We start from the raw sequence: 20,359 nt of genomic DNA, 5'->3' as shown, positions 1-20,359 counted from the left end.
GAGTCGTACCAACTTGATCGTCGGCCTGACCGGCGGGATGGGCACGGGAAAATCCACGGTGGCGGCCCTGTTCGCTGAGCGGGGATTCCGGCGACTCGACGCCGACCAGCTCATCCGCGATGAGCTGCTGCCCAGCCCGCAAATCGCCGAAGCCATCCGCGCCCGGCTGGGCAGCGCCATGCTGGCGGCCAACGGGTCCGTGCGCCGGGACAAGGTGGCGGAGAAGGTGTTTTCCGACCCGGCGGCGCTGGCGTGGCTGGAGGATCTGCTGCATCCGCTGCTCTTCGCCCGCTGGCGGGAGGTGTTCGCGGCGGCGGAAGGGACGGCCTTCATCGTGGAGGTGCCGCTGCTCTTCGAAAAACAGCTCGAGAATTGGTTTGATTTCATTGTCTGCGTAACCACAGACTCCGCGACTCAACTGAGGCGGCTGGAGCAGCGTGGCGTCCCCCCGGACCAAGCCCGCCAGCGCCTGGTCAAGCAACTGCCACTGGCTCGAAAGTGCGAACTGGCAGATCATGTTCTCCTGAACGACGGATCCCCTGAATTTCTGCGAGAACAGGTCAATACCTTGGCCGACCGCCTCTTGTCATCACCCCCATCCCGGTCCCACGACCGCCTTCATGTCCGTCCCTCCTAAATCCGAAGAGGATAACAGCAAAGCCGCCTCCAGTGAGTCGGCCAAAACGAAACGTCCCGCGCGCCCCCGCTCCCGGCTTTACCGCGCTAAGAGCGCCAAGGCCGCCCCCGCCGGCGAGAAATCGGCCCCCGAGGCCGCCCCGGAGCTGCCGCTGGTGGAGGCCCGCGAGCCCGCCCCCGCGCCGGCGCCCGCCCCTGCGCCCGAACCCGTGCGCGAGCAGATTTTTGTCCCGACCCCGGCACCGGCGGCCCCGCCGCCGGACCAGCCGGCCTCGGGTGGCGCTGACCATCCCCCCGCGTTCCAGCCTTCGGGCGGGCAGGGTGGGCAGGGCGGACAAGGCGGACAGGGCAACTATGACGACGGCGGCGGCAATGGCGGCGGCAACGGCGGCGGCCAATTCCAAGGCGGCGGCGGTAAATGGGGCCGGCGTCACCGCGGTAAGAATTTTCCCCAAGGCGGCGGTGGTGGTGGCGGCGGTGGTGGCGGCGGCAAATGGGGGAAACCCAACTTCCAGGGCGGCGGCGGCAGCAACAAACCCCCGCAACCCCTCCCGCCCAAGGAGCAGATCATCTACGGTGACCTGCCGGATCCGGCGCGTTTCACCAACATTGAGACGCTGGCGACGGTCGCCGCCGACATTGCTGACAGCAAGGCCGACGCGATCTGGCTCAACGAGCTGTATGCGTTGAACCATGCCGACCTCACGGCCTTCGCCCGCAAGCTGGGCGCCAAGATTGAGGGCGTGCCAAACCGCCGGCAGCTGCTGACCCTCGTGTTCGCCGCCGCCATCGAGCAGAAGCTCCCGCTCCTCGACCGCGGCTACATCGACATGACCGAGCGCGGCCTGAGTTTCGTCGTCCATGAGGACGTGAACTACCGCCTCTATCCCGAGGACGCGCTGCTGCCCGAGATCTTCGTGAAGCATTTCGGCCTCCGCCGCGGCCACCAGGTCGAGGTGCAGGTGCAGGCCCCGCAGGGCGCCAACGAGCGCTGCCCGGCGGTCGTCGCCATCCGCAAGGTCATGGGCGGCGAGCCCGACCAGATCTCCAAGATCCAGGCCTTCGAGGAGCTCACGCCCTATTATCCGCTCAAGCGCTGCTGGCTTGAGGTCCAGGGGGCGAAGGACGTTTCCATGCGCATGGTCGACATCGTCACGCCCGTCGGCTTCGGCCAACGCGGCCTGATCGTGGCCCCGCCGCGCACCGGCAAGACCGTCCTGATGCAGAATATGGCGAACTCCATCGTGGAGAATTCGCCCGAGGCCAAGCTCATCATCCTGCTGGTGGACGAGCGCCCCGAGGAGGTCACGGACTTCAAGCGCCACTGCAAGGGCGAGGTCGTCAGCTCGACCTTCGACGAGGCGCCCGAGAGCCACGTGCATTGCGCCGAGATGGTGATCGAGAAGGCCCGCCGGCTCGTCGAGCACGGCGAGCATGTCGTGATCCTGCTCGACTCGATCACCCGCCTGGCCCGCGCCTACAACGCGCTCGCCTCCAACAGCGGCAAGATCATGTCGGGCGGCCTCGAGGCCACCGCGCTGCAGAAGCCCAAGCGCTTCTTCGGCTCGGCGCGCAACATCGAGGGCGCCGGCAGCCTCACGATCATCGGCACCGCGCTGGTGGACACGGGCAGCCGCATGGACGAGATCATCTTCGAGGAATTCAAGGGCACCGGCAACATGGAGCTCCACCTCGACCGCGACCTCGTCAACAAGCGCATCTTCCCCGCGATCAACATCGACAAGTCCGGCACGCGCAAGGAGGAGCTCATCTACCACCCCGACGAGCTCATCAAGATCTACTCCCTGCGCCGCGCCATGCAGGGCGTGCCCGCCGCCGACTCGATGGACATGCTCATCCAGCGGCTCAAGAAGACCAAGACGAACACGGAGTTCCTCCTGAGCCTGAACCGCTGACCCCGCGTACGCGGGACCGGCCCCCATCGTGACGACCGCCGCCGATCCCCTCCTGCAGATCGCGCACCAGCGCGGCCTGCTCCGGCCGGGGGACGCGGCGCCGGCCGACCGCACCGCGGTGGCGCGGGCCGTGGCCGAGCACTTTGGCATGGCCTTCGTGGAAATCGGGGACCGGCTGATCGCGGCCGACGTGCGCGCGGCCCTGCCGGCGGACTTCGTGCGCGCCCACCAGGTCGTGCCCTGCGGGCGCGCGCGCGGCCGGCTGCAGGTCGCGATCGCCGACCCCATCGCCGCCGACGTGATGGACAGCCTGGAGTACGCCACCGGCGAGCCGGTCGAGGCGGTGCTGGCGACGGCTGCCGACATCCGCCGGGCGATCGTGCGCAGCTACGACGGGCAGGCGCCCGAGGCCCCGCCCGCCGCCGAGGCGTTGCGGGATGAATCCGCGACCGAGCGCGATGCGCCGGTCATCCGGCTGGTGCGCGACCTGATCACCGATGCGATCCGGCGCCGGGCCTCCGACATCCACCTGGAGCCGCTGGAGCGGCGCTTCCGGGTGCGGTACCGCATCGACGGCGTGCTGCACGAGGCCGGGCCGCCGCCCAAGCGCCTGCAGCTCGCGATCATCTCCCGGTTGAAGATCATGGCGAACATCAGCATCGCGGAGAAGCGCGTGCCGCAGGACGGCCGCATCCAGGTGACGGTGGACGGCCGGGCGCTGGACCTGCGGGTTTCCTCGCTGCCGACGGCCCACGGCGAGAGCATCGTGATGCGCATCCTGGACGCCGAGAGCCTGAAACTCGGCATGCCCGAGCTGGGTTTCCTGCCCGACGACCAGGCGGGTTTTGAGCGGCAGATCGCCGCGCCCGACGGCATCATGCTGGTCACGGGCCCGACGGGTTCGGGCAAGACCACCACGCTGTACGCCAGCCTGCAGCACCTGAACCGGGCGGACCGGAAGATCATCACGGTGGAGGAGCCGGTCGAGTACCAGCTTACGGGCATCAACCAGGTGCCGGTGAACGCGGCGATCGGCATGACTTTTGCCGCCGCGCTCCGGGCCATGCTGCGCCAGGCGCCGAACGTGGTCATGGTGGGTGAAATCCGCGACGCGGAGACGGCGGAGATCGCCATCAACGCCTCGCTGACCGGCCACATGGTGTTCAGCACCCTGCACACCAATGATGCGCCCTCCGCCGTCACGCGGCTGATCGACATCGGGGCCAAACCCTTCCTCGTGGCCGCCGCGTTGCGGTCCGTGATGGCGCAACGGCTGGTGCGGCGGATCTGCCCGGACTGCCGCCGGGCCTACACGCCGGCGCCCCGCGAGCTGCAGGCCCTGGGGCTCGGGCCGGCCCAGGTGGCCGGGGCTGACTTCGCCCATGGCGCCGGGTGCGCCGCCTGCCATGGCACCGGCTACCGGGGGCGGATGGGAATTTTTGAAATCTTTCTCGTCCACGACGGGATTCGCGGCATGATTTACGACAACGTTACCGCTGTCCGCTTGCGCGAGCAGGCCCGGCGGGACGGAATGCGCACCATGAGAGAAGACGGAATCCGCAAAGTCCTTGCCGGCCTCACCACCATCGAAGAAGTGGTGGCGGTCACCGTCGGCGACACCGTCTGAGGCCCACCTATTTATAACCCACCCACCGCATGAGCTATGAAATGAACGATCTTCTCGAGCTGGTCGTCGACCAGAAGTGCTCCGACCTGCACCTTCAGGTCGGGGTGCCGCCCTGCCTGCGTTTGCGCGGCAGCATGACGCCGATCGACGGCCCCGAGCTGCGGCCCGAGGACACGGAGCAGCTGATGCTCTCGATCACGCCGGACAACCACATCCAGAACGTGAAGCTCAACGGCGGCACCGACTTCGGCTTCGCCTTTGGCGACAAGGCCCGTTTCCGCGTCAGCGTGCTCAAGGCCAAGGGCAACTACGGCCTCGTCCTGCGCCAGATCCCCAACCAGCTCTTCGACCTGCGGGCCATCGGCATGCCGGACAAGATCAAGGAGCTGCTCTACCGCCCGCGCGGCCTGTTCCTGGTCACGGGCCCGACGGGCTCGGGCAAGTCGACGACCCTCGCCTCGATGGTGAATTACATCAACGAGAACCGCGACGGCCACATCATCACGATCGAGGACCCGATCGAATATTACCACCCGCACAAGAAGTGCGTCGTGACCCAGCGCGAGGTCGGCTCCGACGTGCCAAGCTTCTCCGAGGCGATTAAGCGCGCCCTGCGCCAGGACCCGGACGTGATCCTGGTCGGTGAGTTGCGCGACCTGGAGACGATCGAGGCGGCCATCTCGGCGGCCGAGACGGGTCACTTGGTGTTCGGCACGCTGCACACAAACAGCGCGGCCAAGACCGTCGACCGCATCGTCGACGCCTTCCCGGCCAACATGAAGGAGATGATCCGCACCCAGCTCTCGACCTCGATCATCGCGGTCATTTCCCAGGGCCTGTGCAAGAAGAAGACCGGCGGGCGCATCGCGGCCTACGAGATCATGGTCAACACCTCGTCCATCGCCTCGCTGATCCGCGACAACAAGACCTTCCGTATCCCCTCCGACATCCAGACGGGCGCGAACCTGGGCATGATCACGCTCGACACGCATCTCATGAGCCTGGTGAACAAGGAGCTCATCGAGCCCGACGAGGCGCTGGAGAAGTCGCAGGAGCCCGTCGCCATGCGCGAGAAGCTGCTGAGCATGGGATTCAAGCTGCGCGACCTCTGAGCCGGCCCGCGTTGCCACCGCCATGTTCGAGGGACACGACCAGGCGGTGCACGACCTGCTTGCCGCGCGGCGGCTGGTGGAGCCGGCCGCGCTCCAGGCGGCGTACGACGAGCACCGGCGCAGCGGCAAGGCGCTGGCCCGGACCGTCCTGGACCTGGGCCTGATCGAACCGGCCGGCCTGCTGCGGGCCGTGGCGGAGCACATCGGCGGCGAGTACGCGGCAGTCCTGCCGGCCAGCCTGCCCGACGACGCGGCCACCTTCGTTGGCGCCGCGCTGGCCCGGACCTATGGCGTCGCCCCGCTCGCGACGGATGAATTCACCGTCACGGTGGCGGCGGTGGATCCCTTCAATCCCGGGCTGGTGAACGACCTGGCCTTTGCGCTGGAACGGGACGTGCGCGTGACGGTGGCCGACCCCGAACAGGTGCAGGGGCTCATGCGGCGGCATTACGGCGAGGATGACGCCTCGCTGGAGGACGTGCTGGGCGACCTGCGGGCGCAGGCCCGCGACGCCACCGGGACGCTGAGCGAAACCGACATCGAGCAAATGGCGGGACAGACGCCCATCATCCGCTACGTCAACCTCGTGCTGGCGCAGGCGATCCGCGACCGGGCGTCGGACCTGCATTTCGAGCCCTTCGAGCATGAGTTTCGCATCCGATACCGCATTGACGGCGCGCTGCTCGAACTCGCGCCGCCGCCGCCGGCGCTGGCCCTGCCGGTCATCTCCCGCCTCAAGGTGTTGGCGAGCCTCAACATCGCCGAGCGCCGCCTGCCGCAGGACGGCCGTATCCGGCTGACGCTGGCCGGACGCGCCGTGGACCTGCGCGTGTCCACGCTGCCCACCCAGTTCGGCGAGAGCGTAGTGCTGCGCGTGCTGGACCAGTCGGCGGTGCGCCTGGAGCTCGCGCAACTCGGCCTGCCGCCGCCGGTGCGCCGCGGGGTGGAGGCGATCATCCGCCGTCCGAACGGCATCTTCATCGTCACCGGCCCGACCGGTTCGGGCAAGACGACGACGCTCTACAGCTGCCTCAAGCTGCTGAACCAGCCCGAGGCGAAGCTCCTGACCGTCGAGGATCCGGTGGAGTACGAGATCGACGGCATCATGCAGGTGCCGGTGAACCTGGCCGCCGGCCTGACCTTTTCGCGCGCGTTGCGGACCTTCCTGCGGCAGGACCCCGACATCGTGATGGTCGGGGAGGTGCGCGACCTGGAGACCGCGCAGATCGCGATCCAGGCCTCGCTGACCGGCCACCTGGTGCTGACGACGTTGCACACCAACGACGCACCGTCGGCGGTCACGCGCCTGGTGGACATGGGCATCGCCCCGTTCCTGCTGGCCTCGACGGTGGAGGCGGTGCTGGCGCAGCGGTTGCTGCGACGGATTTGTCCGGAGTGTCGCACGGCCCACACGCCGCCGGAGGCGTTGGTGCGCCAGCTGGGCGTGCCGGCCGGGACGGCGTTTTACCGGGGCGCGGGCTGCCCGGCCTGTCATCAGACCGGTTACCGGGGCCGGATCGGGATCTTTGAATTCCTGCTGGTCAGTGATGCGTTGCGGGAACTCATGGTGCAGGGGGCCTCGCTCGTGGCGTTGCGCCAGCAAGCCGTGGCGGACGGCATGGTCACCCTGCGAGAGGCCGCGTTGGTGGCGCTGGCGGCGGGGGACACGACGGTCGAGGAAGTGGTCAAATACATCTGAGGCTGATGAAACACGAAGACAGGGGGACGCAAAGCTACCAGCGGCACGACGGCGTGACCGGATTTTGCCCTGATGTTCATCAGGTGCCACGGCGGAGTGATTACAAACAGCCCTTCATGGCGATCCGTGCCATGGGGCCGCGGTGGTTCAAATCAGGAGCCTGATCGTGCCTGTCTTCAAATACACCGCCTTGGATGCGACCGGCGCGAAGAAGTTGGGGCGGCTGGACGCGGACGATGCCCAGCAGGCCGCGGCGGCGTTGCGCGCGCAGGGCCTGTTTCCCACGGCGGTGGCGCCGGTGGAACGGGCAGGGGGCGACACGGGTGCGACAGGACGGATGGCGTGGGCGCTCAGCGTGCCGTTCCTGCGTCCGGTCGGGGCCCGCGAGCTGGCGGTGTTCACCCGGCAGCTGGGCACGCTGCTGCGGGCGGGCATGCCGTTGTTGAAAGCCCTGGAGGCCCTGGCGCGGCAGCAGCGCAACGAGTCGTTCCGCCGGGTGGTCGAGGGGCTGGCCGGGAGCATCAAGACGGGCGACACACTGTCGGCGGCGATGGCGCGGCACCCGCGGGTCTTTGACCGGCTTTACCTGAACATGATCAAGGCGGGCGAGGCGGGCGGGGTGCTCGACGGCGTGCTCGACCGGCTGGCCCGGTTCCAGGAGAAGAGCCTGCATGTGCGCGGGAAGGTCGTCGCGGCGATGGTCTACCCGGCGGTCGTGCTGTCGGTCGCGCTGGTGATCCTCGCCGGGCTGCTGGTCTACGTGGTGCCGAAGTTTCAGCAGATCTTCGCCGACCTGCTGAAAGGGGCGCCGTTGCCCCCGCTCACGCAGGCCGTGCTCGCGGTCAGCGACGCGGTGCGGCACCAGGTGTGGCTCACCTTCGGCGTGGTGCTGGCGGGGTGGATCGGCTTCCGGCTGTTCCGCCGGACCGAGGCGGGGGCGCGCCTCGTGGACACGCTGGTCGTGAAGCTCCCGCTCTTTGGCGACCTCTTCCTGAAGGCCATCGTCGCGCGGTTTGGCCGGACGCTGGGGACCCTGCTGTCGAGCGGCGTGCCCATCCTGCCGGCCTTGCTCATCACCCGGGACACGTGCGGCAACGCGCGGGTGGCGGCGGCGATCATGCGCGTGCATGAACGGGTCAAAGAGGGCGCCCCGGTGGCGCGGCCGCTGGAGGCCACCCACGTTTTTCCGCCGATGGTGACGAGCATGATCGAGGTGGGGGAGCAGTCCGGCCAGTTGCCGGAGATGCTCAACAAGGTGGCCGACATCTACGAGGAGGAGGTGGACAACGCCGTCGCCGGTCTCAGCTCGTTGATCGAGCCGGTCCTGATTTTGTTTCTGGCCCTGATCGTGGGCACGATCGTGATCGCGCTGTTTTTGCCGATCATCCGGATCGTGCAGCTTCTCTCCTGAATTTTCACGCAGAGGCGCAGAGCCGCAAAGTAGGCAGACGGTAACGAGAGGTGGCGGGTGGCCTGCTCGCCTTGGCGGCTTGGCGTGACACCGATTGAGTAAGGCCAAGCGCCCGGGGCGCTGGTTTTACTTAACCGGCTTCGTGAGGAGGAGCTGCGAATTCAGGCCCAGGTGTTTGTCGGAAAACGGGGTGTCTTCGCCGGCCTGGCGGAGGAGGCGCTGGACCATGCCCATCTTGGCGTCGAGGTCGTCAACCTTGGCGACGAAGACGGCCTCGGGGGTGGCGGCGATGACGGCGGCGCCCCACTCGAGTTCGCCCTGATGGCTGAGGACGATGTGCTCCAGCCGCTCGAGGAGGTCGGGGTTGAGCTTGGTCTTCATGCCGGCCTTGCGCACGAGCTGGTAGCCGAGGACGACGTGGCCTTGGAGGATGCCCTTGCGGCTCTTGGTGGTGACGAGGTCGCCCTGGTATTCGATGACCTTGCCGGTGTCGTGGACCAGCACGCCGGCCATCGCGAGATCGGCATCGATCTCCGGGTAGAGGGGAAGCAGGGCCTTGGCGGCGCGGGCCATGTGGGTGGTGTGCTCCAGCAGGCCGTGGCGGTAGGCGTGGTGCATGGCGACGGCGGCCGGCGCGATGCGGAACTGGTCCCCGATGTCATCGAACACCGCCTGGACGGTGGCGCGCAGCTCGGCGTGGCCGATGGAGGCGATGTGCTGCTGGAATTCGGCCCAGAGGGCGTCGGCGTCCTCGGGGGCGGTCTCGACGAGGTTGGCAAGCACGGCGGAGCCGCTGAGCTGGTCCATCGACAGGGGCTCGGCGCGCAGGAGGCGGGGCGAGAGGCGCTCCTGGTAGAATTCGACTTTGGCCTCGATGCGCACGATGCCGCCGTCCTTGAGGCCGGTGAAGAGCTCGTAGGCGGGGCTGTCGCCGAAAACATTCAGGGGGAAGGTGCCGGTCTTGTCGCCAAGTTCGAGGCTCAGGAAGGCGTTGCCGTTTTTGGCGGTCTTGGTGGTGACCCGGCGGACGAGCAGGACCCCGGTGAAGGTGTCGCCGCTCGGGAGGGTCTTGATGTCGCGGACGGCGAGCGGGGTGGGGTGGTCGGCCATACCCCCAGAAAACAGAGGACGGCGGGGGGAGGACAGATTAAAAGACAGCCTGGAATCAGGCGACCAGGCACTCAGCGCCTGTAGTACGTCTCTCGGGCCTTGACCTGGACGAGCTTCTTTTCGGGGAGGATATAGGCGGTCAGGCAGCCGCCCATGGCGCAGGCGGTGTCGATGCCGAGGGTCCACTTGGTGCGGGAGACCTCCTCGCGGGGGGTGTGGCCGTAGACGACGAAGGGCGGGCCTTCCCAGAGGGTGGACCAGTGGGGAGCGTCGGGCATCTCGGAGCGCTTGTGGGGTTCGCCGTCCTTGCCCACGACCTGGATGCGGGTGACAATGCGAGCCGGCTGGCGTTGCCAGGGGCGATCGGGGAGGAAGCCGCCGTGGACGAAGACCACGCCGAGTTCTTCGTCGGAGTAGGTCAGCTTCATGGACTCGAGGTAGTCCCAGTCCTTGCCGCGGAGCTGTTCCATCGTGGCGTAGTCGTATTTCTTGAGGTGGGTGGGGTCGTCGGTGCGCCGGTAGTTGAGGTGGCGGAGCTCGTGGTTGCCGAGGAGGGAAGCGGTGGCGTGTTCGCGGGCGAGGGCGACGACCTTGCCGCTGTCGGGCCCCCGGCTGATGAGGTCGCCGAGGAGGATGAGGCGGTCGTCCTTCTTGAGGTCGAGCTTCTCGAGGAGGTCCTCGAATTCCTTGTGGCAGCCGTGGATGTCGCCGACGGCGATGAGTCTACCGGACATGGACAGTAGCGGGTAGTGAGTAGCGGGTAGTGAGTATAACCGGCATCTGGGGAAGGGAATGGTGTCGACCGCCAGCGTGTCACTCGCATTTTTTGAGGATGCTCGCTACACGCTACTCGCTACTCACCCCTTCCTGAATCAATTTGCTAGCTTTCACCCTGTCCGGGGGTAAACAAGAAACGTCCCATGGAGCTGAATCTTCACCCGATTGCCACAAAGTGTTTCGTCAGCGGCCGCGACTTCGCGGAGCATGACCGTGTCGTCAGCTACCTCGTGCGGGAGGCCGCTTCGACAGGCTCAGGGCAGGCCTCCGGCGAGGTGGCGCGGCGGGACCTGTTGGAAAGCGAGGATGGCAAGTTCATGCCGCCCGCCTTCGTCTATTGCCGGTGGGTGACGGCCGATTTCCGGCCGCGCCGGGATGACAACACGGATCGCAACCTGAAGTTCACGGCGGAGAACCTGTTCCTGACGCTGGCGACGGCCGCCGGGGCGGGGTCGGAGAACGGGATCGAGGACGGCACCTCCGAGGCGATCAATACACCGCTGCTGCAATTCCTCGCGCTCATGCTGGAGCGGAAGAAGATCCTTAAGCCGCGCGGACTGAGCGCGGACCGCAGCCGGCAGTTGCTCGAGCACATGCCGTCGCACGTGATGTACGAGGTACCGGTGGGCGACCTGAACGCCGAGTTTTTCCAGAAGATCCAGGAGCACCTCGGGGTGCTGGTGGGGACGCCGAAGCCGAAGGCGGTTCCGGTCACCGCGCCGGCCGCGGAGACTACCCCGGCGCAGCCGGTGGCACCGGCAGAGCCCGTGGTGACGAGCTGACGTTTCTCGCGAAGGGTGGGAAGGAGTAACGGGCCGGTCTTTGACCGACCTATTGAGCATCTTGGGCCTGACGGAGACTGGCTCTACTCTAAACCGATATTGTCGGTTGAGGCGGACTCGTGCGGAGGGCGCTAGGGGTTAAAACAACCCGTCCGACGGCCGGGTTCCTCCTTGAGGCAGGCTCGGGGCCAGGTTCAGGGGGTCGCGGGCTGGGCGGAAGTGCGGCCGGGGCCGAAGTGCTCGCGGATGGCGTCGTAGTCGGTGAGGGTTTTTTCCACCAGGGGCAGGAGACAGCCAGGGGCGGCGCCAAGGAGGGAGCCGATCGCCGGCTGGCAGCGCGATTTCATCGTGGTCAGTGTCGCGCAAGAGCAGCGCGACGGGCAACGGCATTACCTGCGCATGGGTTGGTCAATGTAAGTCATTTGCTGTGCCGAGAGTTGGGGCCGTTCGTCCCTAGTCCGGGTTTCAATCCCGGGTGGGACGGGATGTAGATCCGGGCGGACAACCGGGGAGGCAGGGAGCGGGGTCGGCGGTGGCGAAAGCGGCCGAGGGATCGGTTGGTCTGTCGGACGGTGGGACCGCGGAGGGCGCGAAGGGTTGGCAAGCGCTTTGTCTACGTAATTTGACGTAAAATGCGGGCGTGTGGGTCCGGGCGAGGAGTGGTTTTATTGCCCCAGAAACCAAATCCTTTTGGCCTCGAGGCCGGAAACGCCCCGCGCGTCTCGCGGGATCGTCAGGGAAAACTCAATACTACCATGAAAAGTGCGATGATCGAAATGACCGCGGCGGAACTCGAAGGGACGTGTGGAGGAGTAGCCAATGAAGGCTCGCCAGGCTCCTTTATTGGTCAAGGTGTTGATCTGTTCATTGCGGGGCTTAAAAAAATCGGCCAAGGCTTGAAGGCACTGTTTGGTGAAGTCAGGGCTTTCTTCGGTTGGTAACTCGACACCCCTGATTGGTATTACGGTATTCGCAATTGGATCTAGTTATGGCGCGGTACTGGCTATTATCCTGCCTAAGTCTGGCGATCACAGGTATTGCGGCGCCCGACTATCGTCAGATCACAACTTTCACGGGGCCCTGCGTCCGTGAGCTGGCGGTCATGGCCAAGGAAGGCGACATCACCAGCGCCCGGGCTCAGGCCCGGGCGCTGTGTCGCTCGGACGCGGAGCAATCGTGCCCAGACCTCTGGCTGGTTTATGCATACTGCGAAATAAGACTCGATGAGCCTGGCGTGCTCGAGATCTGCGAGGATGTTGCTCGACGACTGCCAAAATCGGCCGCCGCCCACATGCTTCACTTGCGGGCAATCATAGCCAGTGTGGATTCAGGCAATGTGATTCAATCGTTCACCAAGCTGAAAAAAGCAGTTCGCTCTGCTGAGTACGCGGTGGCCTGCGACCCGGACTGTCACACCGCCCGCATCGTACTGATTATGGTCTACAGCATGCCGAAGCTATTCGGAGGAGATACGGCTAAGCTAAAGCTGCACTTATCGGAACTTAGTCAGAGAAGTGCGCATGATTATGCTTTAGTGCAGGGCATGCTCCAGGTGAGGTTGGATAACCACGCTGCAGCGATTATGAACTTTGAGGAGGCGAAACGTTTGGATCCTTCAAACCGCCATCCTGTGATGCTAATGATTAAATCCAAAGTAGAGATGGGGGATTACGACGGAGCATTCACCCTCTGCAAAAAAATTGAGCCAGAATTCACGGGAGATGGGCAAGGACAGGAGAAATTCGTTGAACTGTCGGCCCAGTCGCTCCTGCACGTGGAAGAGGCGCTCGTCGCCAGCAGGGAGTATCTTGAAACGGCCAAGGGTATAACGCCGGAGGAGCGTGCCAAGGTGTTGGCGCATACGGCCATCATTTTGAAATCAATCGGGCGGGTGGATGAGTCGAAGCAGCGCATGGAGGAAGCCAGGCGCGCGTGGAAAAATGTGGATGATCACGTCAAGAAGCTGGCGAAGAAATATCACAAGCAAGGCAGCAAGGTGGTCGCGCGTTAGATCGCGAAGGATCGTAGGGCGCTCTTCATCGTGATCGCGATCAAACAGCGGGATGTCACGGACTGTGGGGCGGCTTGCCTGGCGGCGATTGCGGCGCACCACGGTCTGCGCCATTCGGTAACATATTTGCGTTCACTGGCTGGGACCACCCAGCAAGGGACGACGGCCCTCGGTTTGGTCGAGGCCGCCCGAAAATTGGGACTCACGGCCACGGGGTTGAAGGGTACATTTGAGCAGGCAACGGCGGCATCCCTGCCCGTCATCGCCCACTGCTTGCTGGAGGAGCGCGGGCTGCATTACGTGGTGGTCACCCAGCTATCTGACCAACGGGTCGAGGTGATGGACCCCGCCGAGGGACGGACGGTGGAATGGTCCCCGGAGAAGTTCAAATCTGTCTGGACCGGTGTGCTGCTCAAGCTCGAGCCCGGGGTGGGTTTTGTTACCGGTGATCGCACGGTGACAGCACGCCGTCGTCTCTGGCATCTGGTGTGGCCACACCGGGTCGACCTTGGGCTGGCGTTCATCATGTCGGTCCTGGGCACCCTGTTCACCTTGGGCACGGCAGTCTATGTCCAGAAGCTGGTCGATGAAATCATTCCTGCTCGTGACACCGGCTATCTCTATCTCATGGGGGTGGTGATGCTGGCGCTGCTGCTGGCCCGGTTGGGTTTGGCGGCGGGGCAGTCCTTGCTCGCGTTGCGCACGGCCCAGCGAATGGATACCGATTTGATCCAGTCATATTACACCCACCTGCTGGGTCTGCCCCAGGTGTTCTTCGATACGATGCGGGTGGGGGAGATCACGTCGCGGGTGGGGGATGCGGTGAATGTCCGGGCTTTTCTGAACAGCACGCTACCGCAACTGCTGCTTAACCCGTTGCTCATCTTGTTTTCGCTCGCGGGCATGTTTCTCTATGCACCCCAATTGGCCCTGGTGTCCGTGGCACTGCTGCCCGCGGGTGCGGCGATCTACTGGTGCATGGATCGGGGCAACCGGCGGACGGAACGCGACCTGATGGAGAAGGCGGCGGACTTTGCCGCGCAGTTCACCGAATCACTGGCCGCGCAGTCGGTGATCCGTCGTTTTCGGACCGAGGCACACGCGGTGCGGAAGACCGGCGTGAAACTCCAGTTGCTGCAGGAATCGATCAGACAGTCATCGCTGCTTTCGCTGTCCGGGGGGCTGGCGACTGCCCTGCTGACGCAAGCCAGCCTGTTGGGGGTTCTCTGGGGCGGTGGGGTCCTCGTGTTGCGGGGCCAACTCACTCTGGGTGAGCTCATGTCATGTTATACCCTAACATCTTTCCTGACGGTTCCGCTTGTGGGGCTCATCGGGCTTAGCACGTCAGTCCAGGATGCGCTGATTGCGGCAGATCGCTTGTATGAGATCATGGACCTGGCCAAGGAGAAGGATGGGGGAACCGTGATCTTCGCGGGGGATGCACCGCTCGCGGTACATATCGACCGGGTTTCATTCCGCCATGTAGGACGTCGCGCGACACTGGATGACGTGAGGCTGACTTTCCCACCTGGGCGGATCACTGTGCTCGCCGGTGAATCGGGATGTGGCAAGAGCACGCTCCTGGCGTTGATTCAGCGCCTCTATCTGCCGGACCGGGGACAGATCAGGTTTGGCGGGATCGACTTCCAGGCATTTACCTTGGAGTCCCTGCGCCGGAACTTGGCGGTGGTCCCTCAGGCCACGGTTTTGCTTTCGGGCACCGTGCTGGAGAATCTTGCGCCCGGTGAGGCGCATCCGAATATCCCTCGGTTGCATGCCCTGTGCCGGGAGGTTGGGGTGCTAGAGCTGATTGAAAACCTGCCGCGCGGTTTTCTCACGCACCTCACAGAGAACGGGGCCAATCTCTCCGGGGGCCAGCGGCAGCGTCTGGCGATTGTCCGCGCACTCTATCGGGATGCCCCGGTGCTCCTGTTGGATGAACCTACGGCGTCACTCGACGCTGCTTCGGAGAGCCGGGTCCTCGACCTGCTCCGCCGGCTGCGGAACGAAGGCCGCACCCTTGTCATCGCCGCCCATCACCCGGCGGTGCTAGGGTGTGCAGACCAGGTCGTCGAGATGAAGGGCGGCAGGGTCACCGGCGTAAGGTTGCAGAATCAGAGCCCGCCGACGGCCAAGGATTGGACGGCTCTATGAGGCGGTCGCTTGGTGGCGCGCACTGGCGGCGATTCACGAATGTTACGAGACGATGACTTTGGCGTGGCGGATTGTGTTTGGCGGGGGAGGGTCAATCTTGCGGGGATGTCTGATCAGTCGCCCACGGCCGGCCCCGGCAACCTGCGCGCCCTAGTGGGACACCGGGATTTTGTACGTGCGACCGATTCCCTGGAAGAGGTCCAGCAGCGCTTTGCCGCCGGGCGCCATGACTTCATGGCGGTACTCTACGGGCGGCAGCTGGTGGGGATTTGCGCGCGGCGCGAACTTGGGATGCTGCTGGGCGCCCGGTACGGTTTTGCCCTCTATGGTCGGGCCGCGGTGAGAGATCACGTTCTGCCTGAGGCGATCATCGTCTCAGTCGAGACCCCGCTCACGGATGTGCTGCAACAGATCGCCGCCCGGCGGGATGAGCATTTCTACGATGACATCCTGCTCGTGGATGGGGCCGGGGATTTCATCGGCCTGATTTATGTGCGGGATCTTGTGCGGCTCCAGACGACGTTGCTCATGGATAATCTGGCCGAGACGGCAGCGAAAAACCGCCAGATGGAGGACGATGTGCGGATGGCCCGGGAGGTCCAACTGGCCATGCTGCCGCGGGAGTTTCCCGCCTGTCGGGCGAATGACGGCACCCGGCTGCGTTTTGCCCAGCTCTATGAGCCGGCAGGGGGCGTCAGCGGGGACTTCTTCGATGTGCTCCCCATTTCGGATACCGCCGCCGGAGTCATCATCTGCGACGTCATGGGCCATGGCGTGCGCTCGGCGCTGATCACGGCCATGGTGCGCACGCTGATCGAAGAACAGCGGCATCAGGCCGGGAATCCGGCGGCATTGCTGACCCAGCTCAACGCCCACCTGAGCAAGATGCTCCAGCGCACGGGGGACACGATCTTCGTGACGGCGGCGTATTTGAAGCTCGATGCCGCCACCCGGCGGCTGACTTATGCGCAGGCGGGACATCCTGCGCCCCTGCACTGGAGTGTCCGCGCCGGCCTGGCGGCGCCGCTCGTCCTGCCCGACCGGGTCTGTGGCCCGGCCTTGGGTCTGATTGATGACCACGTTTATGGCGAGGTCACGTTGCCGCTGGAACTGGGCGACCGCCTTTTACTTTTCACCGATGGTATCACCGAGGCGGCGAACGAGGCCGGCCAGGAATTCGGCCCGGCCGGCGTGGCCGCGGCTTTGGCGAAATCGCGCCAAGGGGACTTGGAGCAACTGCTGGGGGAGGTCCGCCGGTCAGCGGCGCAGTTCTCGGGCCACCAGTCGTTTGATGACGACCTTTGTCTCGTGGTAGGCGAACTGGGGACTTGAGCGTCGGCCGGGACCTCGTCCGCGGCTACTAGGTCAGCTTGAAGCCGAGGGCTTCCAATTCGTTCAGGTGGAAGGGAGCGCTGGCGATGACTTCCTGGAGCTTGGCCAGGGCATCGGGGAGCTTGGGGGTGTGGAAGATGCAGGCACCGTCCTCGCGATCGTGGACGTGGACCACCCAGTGGCCGGTGACCTCGTCGCCGACATGAAACACCGAGCCGTGCAGGTAGTTGCCGGGGAGGCCCGGGTGCGGGCCGGAACCGGGGACGAGGAAAAGCGTGTGCAGCGGGTCGTGGACGATGGCGTGGCCGGCCTTGGCGCGGTGGTGGACGGCCTTGCCGATCACGGTCTGGCGGAAGCCCTCGGCCCGGGCGCGGTGGTCGATGCCCAGTGACTGGACATAGCGCTCGTAGATGCTGGCGTTGGGCTCGATCGCGTCATCACTGATCGCGCCGGCGATCAAGTCGTCGAGATTGTGGGCGTAGAAGCAGGGCAGGCTGGCAAGAGAGCGGGCCGTGACATGACCGCCCTTGTGGTCGGCGTTGGGGTAGACCTGCTGGGCGGCGTAGAGCCGCTTGAGGGCGTCCTGGTAGGCGGGGGTGGTGGGCAGGGCACCGATCGGGCTCAGCTCGATCTTGTCGAGCACGGCATGGTCAAATTCAGCATGGGGGTCGATCATGGGGTGAGGGAGTTAACCACAGAAAACGGTGAATACATAGAAGTTTCGGCGGGGAGGCCGGCCGGCTCCCGGGGGAGGACAACAAAGGGCGTTGAAAAGTCAAAATCGGGCGAACGGGCATGAGGGTACGACGGAGGCCACGTTGTCGCGGCGCTCGCGCGCGGCTAAAGCCTTCGAACCAGCGCCTTGGGGGCAAGGCGCTCCACCGTGGTGGGCGAGGCTTAGCGGGGGCGCTGCATGGAACCGGGGTCCTCGCCGGCGCGGAGGGAGAGGGCGGCGCCCTCGCGGCCCAGTTCGAGGCACTCGAACAAATTGCGCACGGCCTGGCCCAGCCGGTCGTGACCGAGGGCGTCCAATTCAACCTGCTCGACAAAGTGGCGGGCGAGGGCGGCGACCTCGGCGCGAACGGCCTCGACGTGGATCAAGGGCGGGTTCTCCTCGCTTTCGAAATACGGGTCCAGCCGTTCCACCAGGGCCACGGCCGTGGCGGCGGCGGCGGTGGCGTGGTGGCCGTCGCGGTGGAGATAAGTGACCAAGCGCCGGGCGATGCGGCCGGCGTGGGGCAGGTTCAGCGGGACGTCGAAGAAGGGGGCCGGCTCCATGCGCAAAAGCGTTGGCGGAAGGGCGGGCGGGGCCAATGCGAAAAATGAGTCGGGGAAGCACGTTGGGGGCAACGTGCTCCACCTTGATCAGGGAGCGACTTCGAGCGGGGCGGTGGCGCGCTGGGCGGCGAGGGCCATGAAGTGCTTTTGGGCGGAGAAGGGGGCCTCCCCTTCCTTGCGCACGGGCGGCAGGTAGGTGCCGTCCGGCTGGAGTTCGCAGGCGTCGACGTTGTCCTTGAACTCACTGGGCAGGATCTCCTGGAGGACGCGGTCGCGCAGGTCGGGCCGGTAGATGGGGAAGAGTGCCTCAACGCGGCGGAAGAAATTGCGGGTCATCCAGTCGGAGCTGCCGGCAAAGAGGAGCGGCGCGGTGTCGTTCTCGAAGTAGTAGATGCGCGGGTGCTCGAGGTAGCGGCCGACGAGATTGCGGATGCGGATGTTCTCGCTGAGGCCCTTCACGCCCGGGACGAGGCAGCAGGTGGCGCGGACGATGAGGTCGATCTGCACACCGGCCTGGGAGGCGGCGTAGAGGTTGTCGATGGTCACCTTGTCCACGAGCTTGTTCATCTTGGCGATGATGCGGGCGGGCTTGCCGGCGGCGGCGTTGGTGGCCTCGTTGGCGATCAGCTCCTGGATCCGGGAGTGGAGGTTGAAGGGGGCGACGATCAGGTGCTTGAACTCCGGGGTGCGGCCGAAGCCGGTGAGCGTGTTGAACAGCTGGGCGACCTCGGCGGTGATCTCGGGATTGCAGGTTAGCAGGCTGAGGTCGGTGTAGAGGCGGGCGGTCTTCGGGTTGTAGTTGCCGGTGCCGAGGTGCACGTAGCGGCGGATGCCGTCGGCCTCCTGGCGCACGATCATGCTGCATTTGCAGTGGGTCTTGTGGCCGACGAGACCGAAGACGACGTGGACGCCGGCCTCCTCGAGTTCCTTAGCCCACTTGATGTTGTTGGCCTCGTCGAAGCGGGCCTTGAGCTCGATCAGGGCGGTGACCTGCTTGCCGTTGCGCGAGGCCTCGATGAGCGCGCCGATGATGGGCGAGTCGCCGCTGGTGCGGTAAAGCGTCTGCTTGATGGCCAGCACGGCGGGATCCGTGGCGCCCTGCTTGACGAATTCGACGACGGGGTTGAAGGAGTCGTAGGGGTGGTGCAGCAGGATGTCGCCCTCGTGGATGGCGGCGTAGATGCTGGGGGCGGACTTCAGCGCGGGCAGTTCGCAGGGGGCGAAGGGAGCAAATTTCAGGTCGGGCCGGTCCACGAGGTCGGAGAGGCTCATCATGCGCACCAGGTTGAGGGGGCCGCCGAGTTTGAAGACGCGGTCCTCGTCGAGTTGCAGGTGCTCGCAGAGGAGCTGGAAGACGGCCGCGGGGGCGTCGGCCTCGATCTCCAGGCGCACGGCGGCGCCGCGACGGAGGTTGCGCAGCTCCTCCTCGATCTTCTTGAGGAGGTTCTCGGCCTCCTCGTCGTCGATGTAGAGGTCGCTGTTGCGGGTGACGCGGAAGGCCTGGGCGCTGATCACGCGGTAGCCGGGGAAGAGTTCACCGGCGCAGAGCTTGATGATCTCGCTCAGGAAGACGAAAGTCTGCGGACCGCGCTTGTCGGGGGTGATCTGGACGAGGCGCGGGAGGATGCGCGGCACGGGCAGGACGGCGGTGAGGCCCTCGACCTCGGGGGTGTCGGGGTTGTCGACCGTGACGATGACGTTGAGCGTCTTGTTCGCGATCTGCGGGAAGGGGTGCGACTGGTCGATGGCCAGCGGCGTGAGGACCGGGTGGACCTGCTTGACGAAGTAGTCCTGCACCCAGGCGCGCTCGGCGGCGGTCAGTTGCGAGGCGGTCTTGAAGGTGATCTTCTCGCGGGCGAGCGCGGGCACGAGGAGGTCGTTCCAGCAGGCGTACTGCTCGTCGACGAGTTTACGGATCTCCGAGAAGGCGCGTTTCAGCTGCTCCCGGGGGGAGAGGCCGTCGATGCTGGGCTCGCCGCCGGTGGAATCCTTCTGCTGGAGCAAGCCGGCGATGCGGATCTCGAAGAACTCGTCGAGGTTGGAGCTGACGATGGCGAGGAACTTAGTGCGCTCGAGGAGCGGATTGGCCTCATTCTTGGCCTGGTCGAGGACGCGGCGGTTGAAGGCCAGCCAGCTCATCTCGCGGTTGGCGTAGACGATTTTGCTGCCGCCGGCCTTGGGGGTGATGGACTTACCCGTCTTGGCCGTGATCTTGGTGGAGCGGGGCTTGGCGCGGGGAGAGGGAGGCATGGGAGCTGGGACGGAAAGTGGCGGGGCCGGGCCCCGGGTGGTGAAGGGAAGGGGATAGTCATCCGAAAAATGATTACCAACGCTATTCCGGATTCCTGATCAGATTTAACATTTGGGGCGGGTGTCACCGGTTACCGAGGCCAATGGTTGGGAATGGGTTAGAACGCGAATCGGCGGAATGTCGGCAAAATGTAACATTCCGATCATTGCTGGTCGCGGCCAGATTGACATCTGTGGTGGTCGTTTCTTCCAACCCCCAGAACC

At 65.5% G+C, this 20,359-nt stretch carries 17 protein-coding genes; 11 read left to right on the top strand and 6 right to left on the bottom strand.

Annotation, left to right across the window (positions count from 1 at the left end; genetic code table 11):
* The first annotated feature begins 13 nt into the window (after positions 1–13).
* The 6 genes from coaE to Verru16B_RS15625 all read left to right on the top strand — a co-directional run bounded on the left by coaE (position 14) and on the right by Verru16B_RS15625 (position 8,401).
* Positions 14–637: a dephospho-CoA kinase gene (coaE, locus tag Verru16B_RS15650; protein WP_069963784.1), complete on the top strand. Its 624-nt coding sequence runs from the start codon at positions 14–16 to the stop codon at positions 635–637.
* Positions 621–2,552: a transcription termination factor Rho gene (gene rho / locus Verru16B_RS15645; protein WP_099093288.1), complete on the top strand. Its 1,932-nt coding sequence runs from the start codon at positions 621–623 to the stop codon at positions 2,550–2,552. The genes coaE and rho overlap by 17 nt, the downstream gene beginning before the upstream one ends.
* A 28-nt stretch (positions 2,553–2,580) precedes the next feature.
* Positions 2,581–4,179 carry a GspE/PulE family protein gene (locus Verru16B_RS15640; protein WP_069963157.1) on the top strand — a complete coding sequence of 533 codons (1,599 nt, stop codon included), beginning with the start codon at positions 2,581–2,583 and terminating at the stop codon, positions 4,177–4,179.
* A gap of 29 nt (positions 4,180–4,208) precedes the next feature.
* On the top strand, positions 4,209–5,291 hold the full coding sequence (locus Verru16B_RS15635; RefSeq protein WP_069963156.1) for a type IV pilus twitching motility protein PilT: 1,083 nt from the start codon (positions 4,209–4,211) through the stop codon (positions 5,289–5,291).
* 22 nt (positions 5,292–5,313) lie between these two features.
* The gene (locus Verru16B_RS15630; protein ID WP_069963155.1) at positions 5,314–6,990 is read left to right on the top strand and encodes a GspE/PulE family protein; all 1,677 of its coding nucleotides are present in this window, start codon (positions 5,314–5,316) and stop codon (positions 6,988–6,990) included.
* A 166-nt stretch (positions 6,991–7,156) separates the two neighbouring features.
* Positions 7,157–8,401 (top strand): type II secretion system F family protein, encoded by a 1,245-nt coding sequence (locus Verru16B_RS15625; protein ID WP_069963154.1) that lies wholly within the window; start codon positions 7,157–7,159, stop codon positions 8,399–8,401.
* A 126-nt stretch (positions 8,402–8,527) separates the two neighbouring features.
* Here Verru16B_RS15625 and Verru16B_RS15620 read toward each other — a convergent pair whose 3' ends face one another.
* Together Verru16B_RS15620 and Verru16B_RS15615 are read right to left on the bottom strand one after the other, a co-directional pair.
* Complete coding sequence (locus Verru16B_RS15620) at positions 8,528–9,511, bottom strand: 3'-5' exoribonuclease YhaM family protein (RefSeq protein ID WP_069963153.1); 984 nt, start codon at positions 9,509–9,511, stop codon at positions 8,528–8,530.
* 71 nt (positions 9,512–9,582) lie between these two features.
* Positions 9,583–10,245 carry a metallophosphoesterase gene (locus Verru16B_RS15615; RefSeq protein WP_069963152.1) on the bottom strand — a complete coding sequence of 221 codons (663 nt, stop codon included), beginning with the start codon at positions 10,243–10,245 and terminating at the stop codon, positions 9,583–9,585.
* A 186-nt stretch (positions 10,246–10,431) separates the two neighbouring features.
* On the opposite strand from Verru16B_RS15615, the gene Verru16B_RS15610 reads away from it, so the two are divergent.
* On the top strand, positions 10,432–11,070 hold the full coding sequence (locus Verru16B_RS15610) for a hypothetical protein (protein ID WP_069963151.1): 639 nt from the start codon (positions 10,432–10,434) through the stop codon (positions 11,068–11,070).
* Between the two features lie 194 nt (positions 11,071–11,264).
* Here Verru16B_RS15610 and Verru16B_RS18405 read toward each other — a convergent pair whose 3' ends face one another.
* On the bottom strand, positions 11,265–11,417 hold the full coding sequence (locus Verru16B_RS18405; protein ID WP_157772460.1) for a hypothetical protein: 153 nt from the start codon (positions 11,415–11,417) through the stop codon (positions 11,265–11,267).
* Between the two features lie 408 nt (positions 11,418–11,825).
* Between Verru16B_RS18405 and Verru16B_RS18400 the strand changes: the two genes are divergently transcribed.
* The 4 genes from Verru16B_RS18400 (at position 11,826) to Verru16B_RS15595 (ending at position 16,567) form a co-directional block, all read left to right on the top strand.
* Positions 11,826–12,011, top strand: a complete 186-nt coding sequence (locus tag Verru16B_RS18400) for a hypothetical protein (RefSeq protein ID WP_157772459.1) — start codon at positions 11,826–11,828, stop codon at positions 12,009–12,011.
* Positions 12,012–12,058: 47 nt separating this feature from the next.
* Entirely contained in the window at positions 12,059–13,081 is a 1,023-nt protein-coding gene (locus tag Verru16B_RS15605; RefSeq protein ID WP_069963150.1) for a tetratricopeptide repeat protein, read from the top strand.
* Between the two features lie 30 nt (positions 13,082–13,111).
* Positions 13,112–15,235, top strand: coding sequence for a peptidase domain-containing ABC transporter (locus tag Verru16B_RS15600; RefSeq protein WP_069963149.1), 2,124 nt, complete (start codon positions 13,112–13,114; stop codon positions 15,233–15,235).
* A gap of 105 nt (positions 15,236–15,340) precedes the next feature.
* Positions 15,341–16,567, top strand: a complete 1,227-nt coding sequence (locus tag Verru16B_RS15595) for a PP2C family protein-serine/threonine phosphatase (RefSeq protein ID WP_069963148.1) — start codon at positions 15,341–15,343, stop codon at positions 16,565–16,567.
* A gap of 28 nt (positions 16,568–16,595) precedes the next feature.
* Here the strand turns inward: Verru16B_RS15595 and Verru16B_RS15590 are convergent, their stop codons facing one another.
* The 3 genes from Verru16B_RS15590 to ppk1 all read right to left on the bottom strand — a co-directional run bounded on the left by Verru16B_RS15590 (position 16,596) and on the right by ppk1 (position 20,095).
* On the bottom strand, positions 16,596–17,243 hold the full coding sequence (locus Verru16B_RS15590) for a hypothetical protein (RefSeq protein ID WP_069963147.1): 648 nt from the start codon (positions 17,241–17,243) through the stop codon (positions 16,596–16,598).
* A gap of 221 nt (positions 17,244–17,464) precedes the next feature.
* Complete coding sequence (locus tag Verru16B_RS15585; protein WP_069963146.1) at positions 17,465–17,845, bottom strand: hypothetical protein; 381 nt, start codon at positions 17,843–17,845, stop codon at positions 17,465–17,467.
* 87 nt (positions 17,846–17,932) lie between these two features.
* Complete coding sequence (gene ppk1 / locus Verru16B_RS15580; protein WP_083270401.1) at positions 17,933–20,095, bottom strand: polyphosphate kinase 1; 2,163 nt, start codon at positions 20,093–20,095, stop codon at positions 17,933–17,935.
* Positions 20,096–20,359: the final 264 nt, after the last annotated feature.

It is taken from the genome of Lacunisphaera limnophila, from assembly GCF_001746835.1.
In the GTDB taxonomy this organism is placed as follows: domain Bacteria; phylum Verrucomicrobiota; class Verrucomicrobiia; order Opitutales; family Opitutaceae; genus Lacunisphaera; species Lacunisphaera limnophila.
Note: the sequence above shows the minus strand (reverse complement) of the source record. Positions and strands in the feature narration are given on the sequence as shown.

Bases quoted from the DNA above. Each gene is read 5' to 3' on its own strand.
- Verru16B_RS18405 (WP_157772460.1), bottom strand. From the start codon at position 11,417: ATGAAATCGCGCTGCCAGCCGGCGATCGGCTCCCTCCTTGGCGCCGCC.
- Verru16B_RS18400 (WP_157772459.1), top strand. From the start codon at position 11,826: ATGAAAAGTGCGATGATCGAAATGACCGCGGCGGAACTCGAAGGGACG.
- Verru16B_RS15585 (WP_069963146.1), bottom strand. From the start codon at position 17,845: ATGGAGCCGGCCCCCTTCTTCGACGTCCCGCTGAACCTGCCCCACGCC.
- Verru16B_RS15610 (WP_069963151.1), top strand. From the start codon at position 10,432: ATGGAGCTGAATCTTCACCCGATTGCCACAAAGTGTTTCGTCAGCGGC.
- Verru16B_RS15620 (WP_069963153.1), bottom strand. From the start codon at position 9,511: ATGGCCGACCACCCCACCCCGCTCGCCGTCCGCGACATCAAGACCCTC.
- Verru16B_RS15590 (WP_069963147.1), bottom strand. From the start codon at position 17,243: ATGATCGACCCCCATGCTGAATTTGACCATGCCGTGCTCGACAAGATC.
- Verru16B_RS15635 (WP_069963156.1), top strand. From the start codon at position 4,209: ATGAGCTATGAAATGAACGATCTTCTCGAGCTGGTCGTCGACCAGAAG.
- Verru16B_RS15605 (WP_069963150.1), top strand. From the start codon at position 12,059: ATGGCGCGGTACTGGCTATTATCCTGCCTAAGTCTGGCGATCACAGGT.
- Verru16B_RS15615 (WP_069963152.1), bottom strand. From the start codon at position 10,245: ATGTCCGGTAGACTCATCGCCGTCGGCGACATCCACGGCTGCCACAAG.
- rho (WP_099093288.1), top strand. From the start codon at position 621: ATGTCCGTCCCTCCTAAATCCGAAGAGGATAACAGCAAAGCCGCCTCC.
- Verru16B_RS15595 (WP_069963148.1), top strand. From the start codon at position 15,341: ATGTCTGATCAGTCGCCCACGGCCGGCCCCGGCAACCTGCGCGCCCTA.
- Verru16B_RS15630 (WP_069963155.1), top strand. From the start codon at position 5,314: ATGTTCGAGGGACACGACCAGGCGGTGCACGACCTGCTTGCCGCGCGG.
- ppk1 (WP_083270401.1), bottom strand. From the start codon at position 20,095: ATGCCTCCCTCTCCCCGCGCCAAGCCCCGCTCCACCAAGATCACGGCC.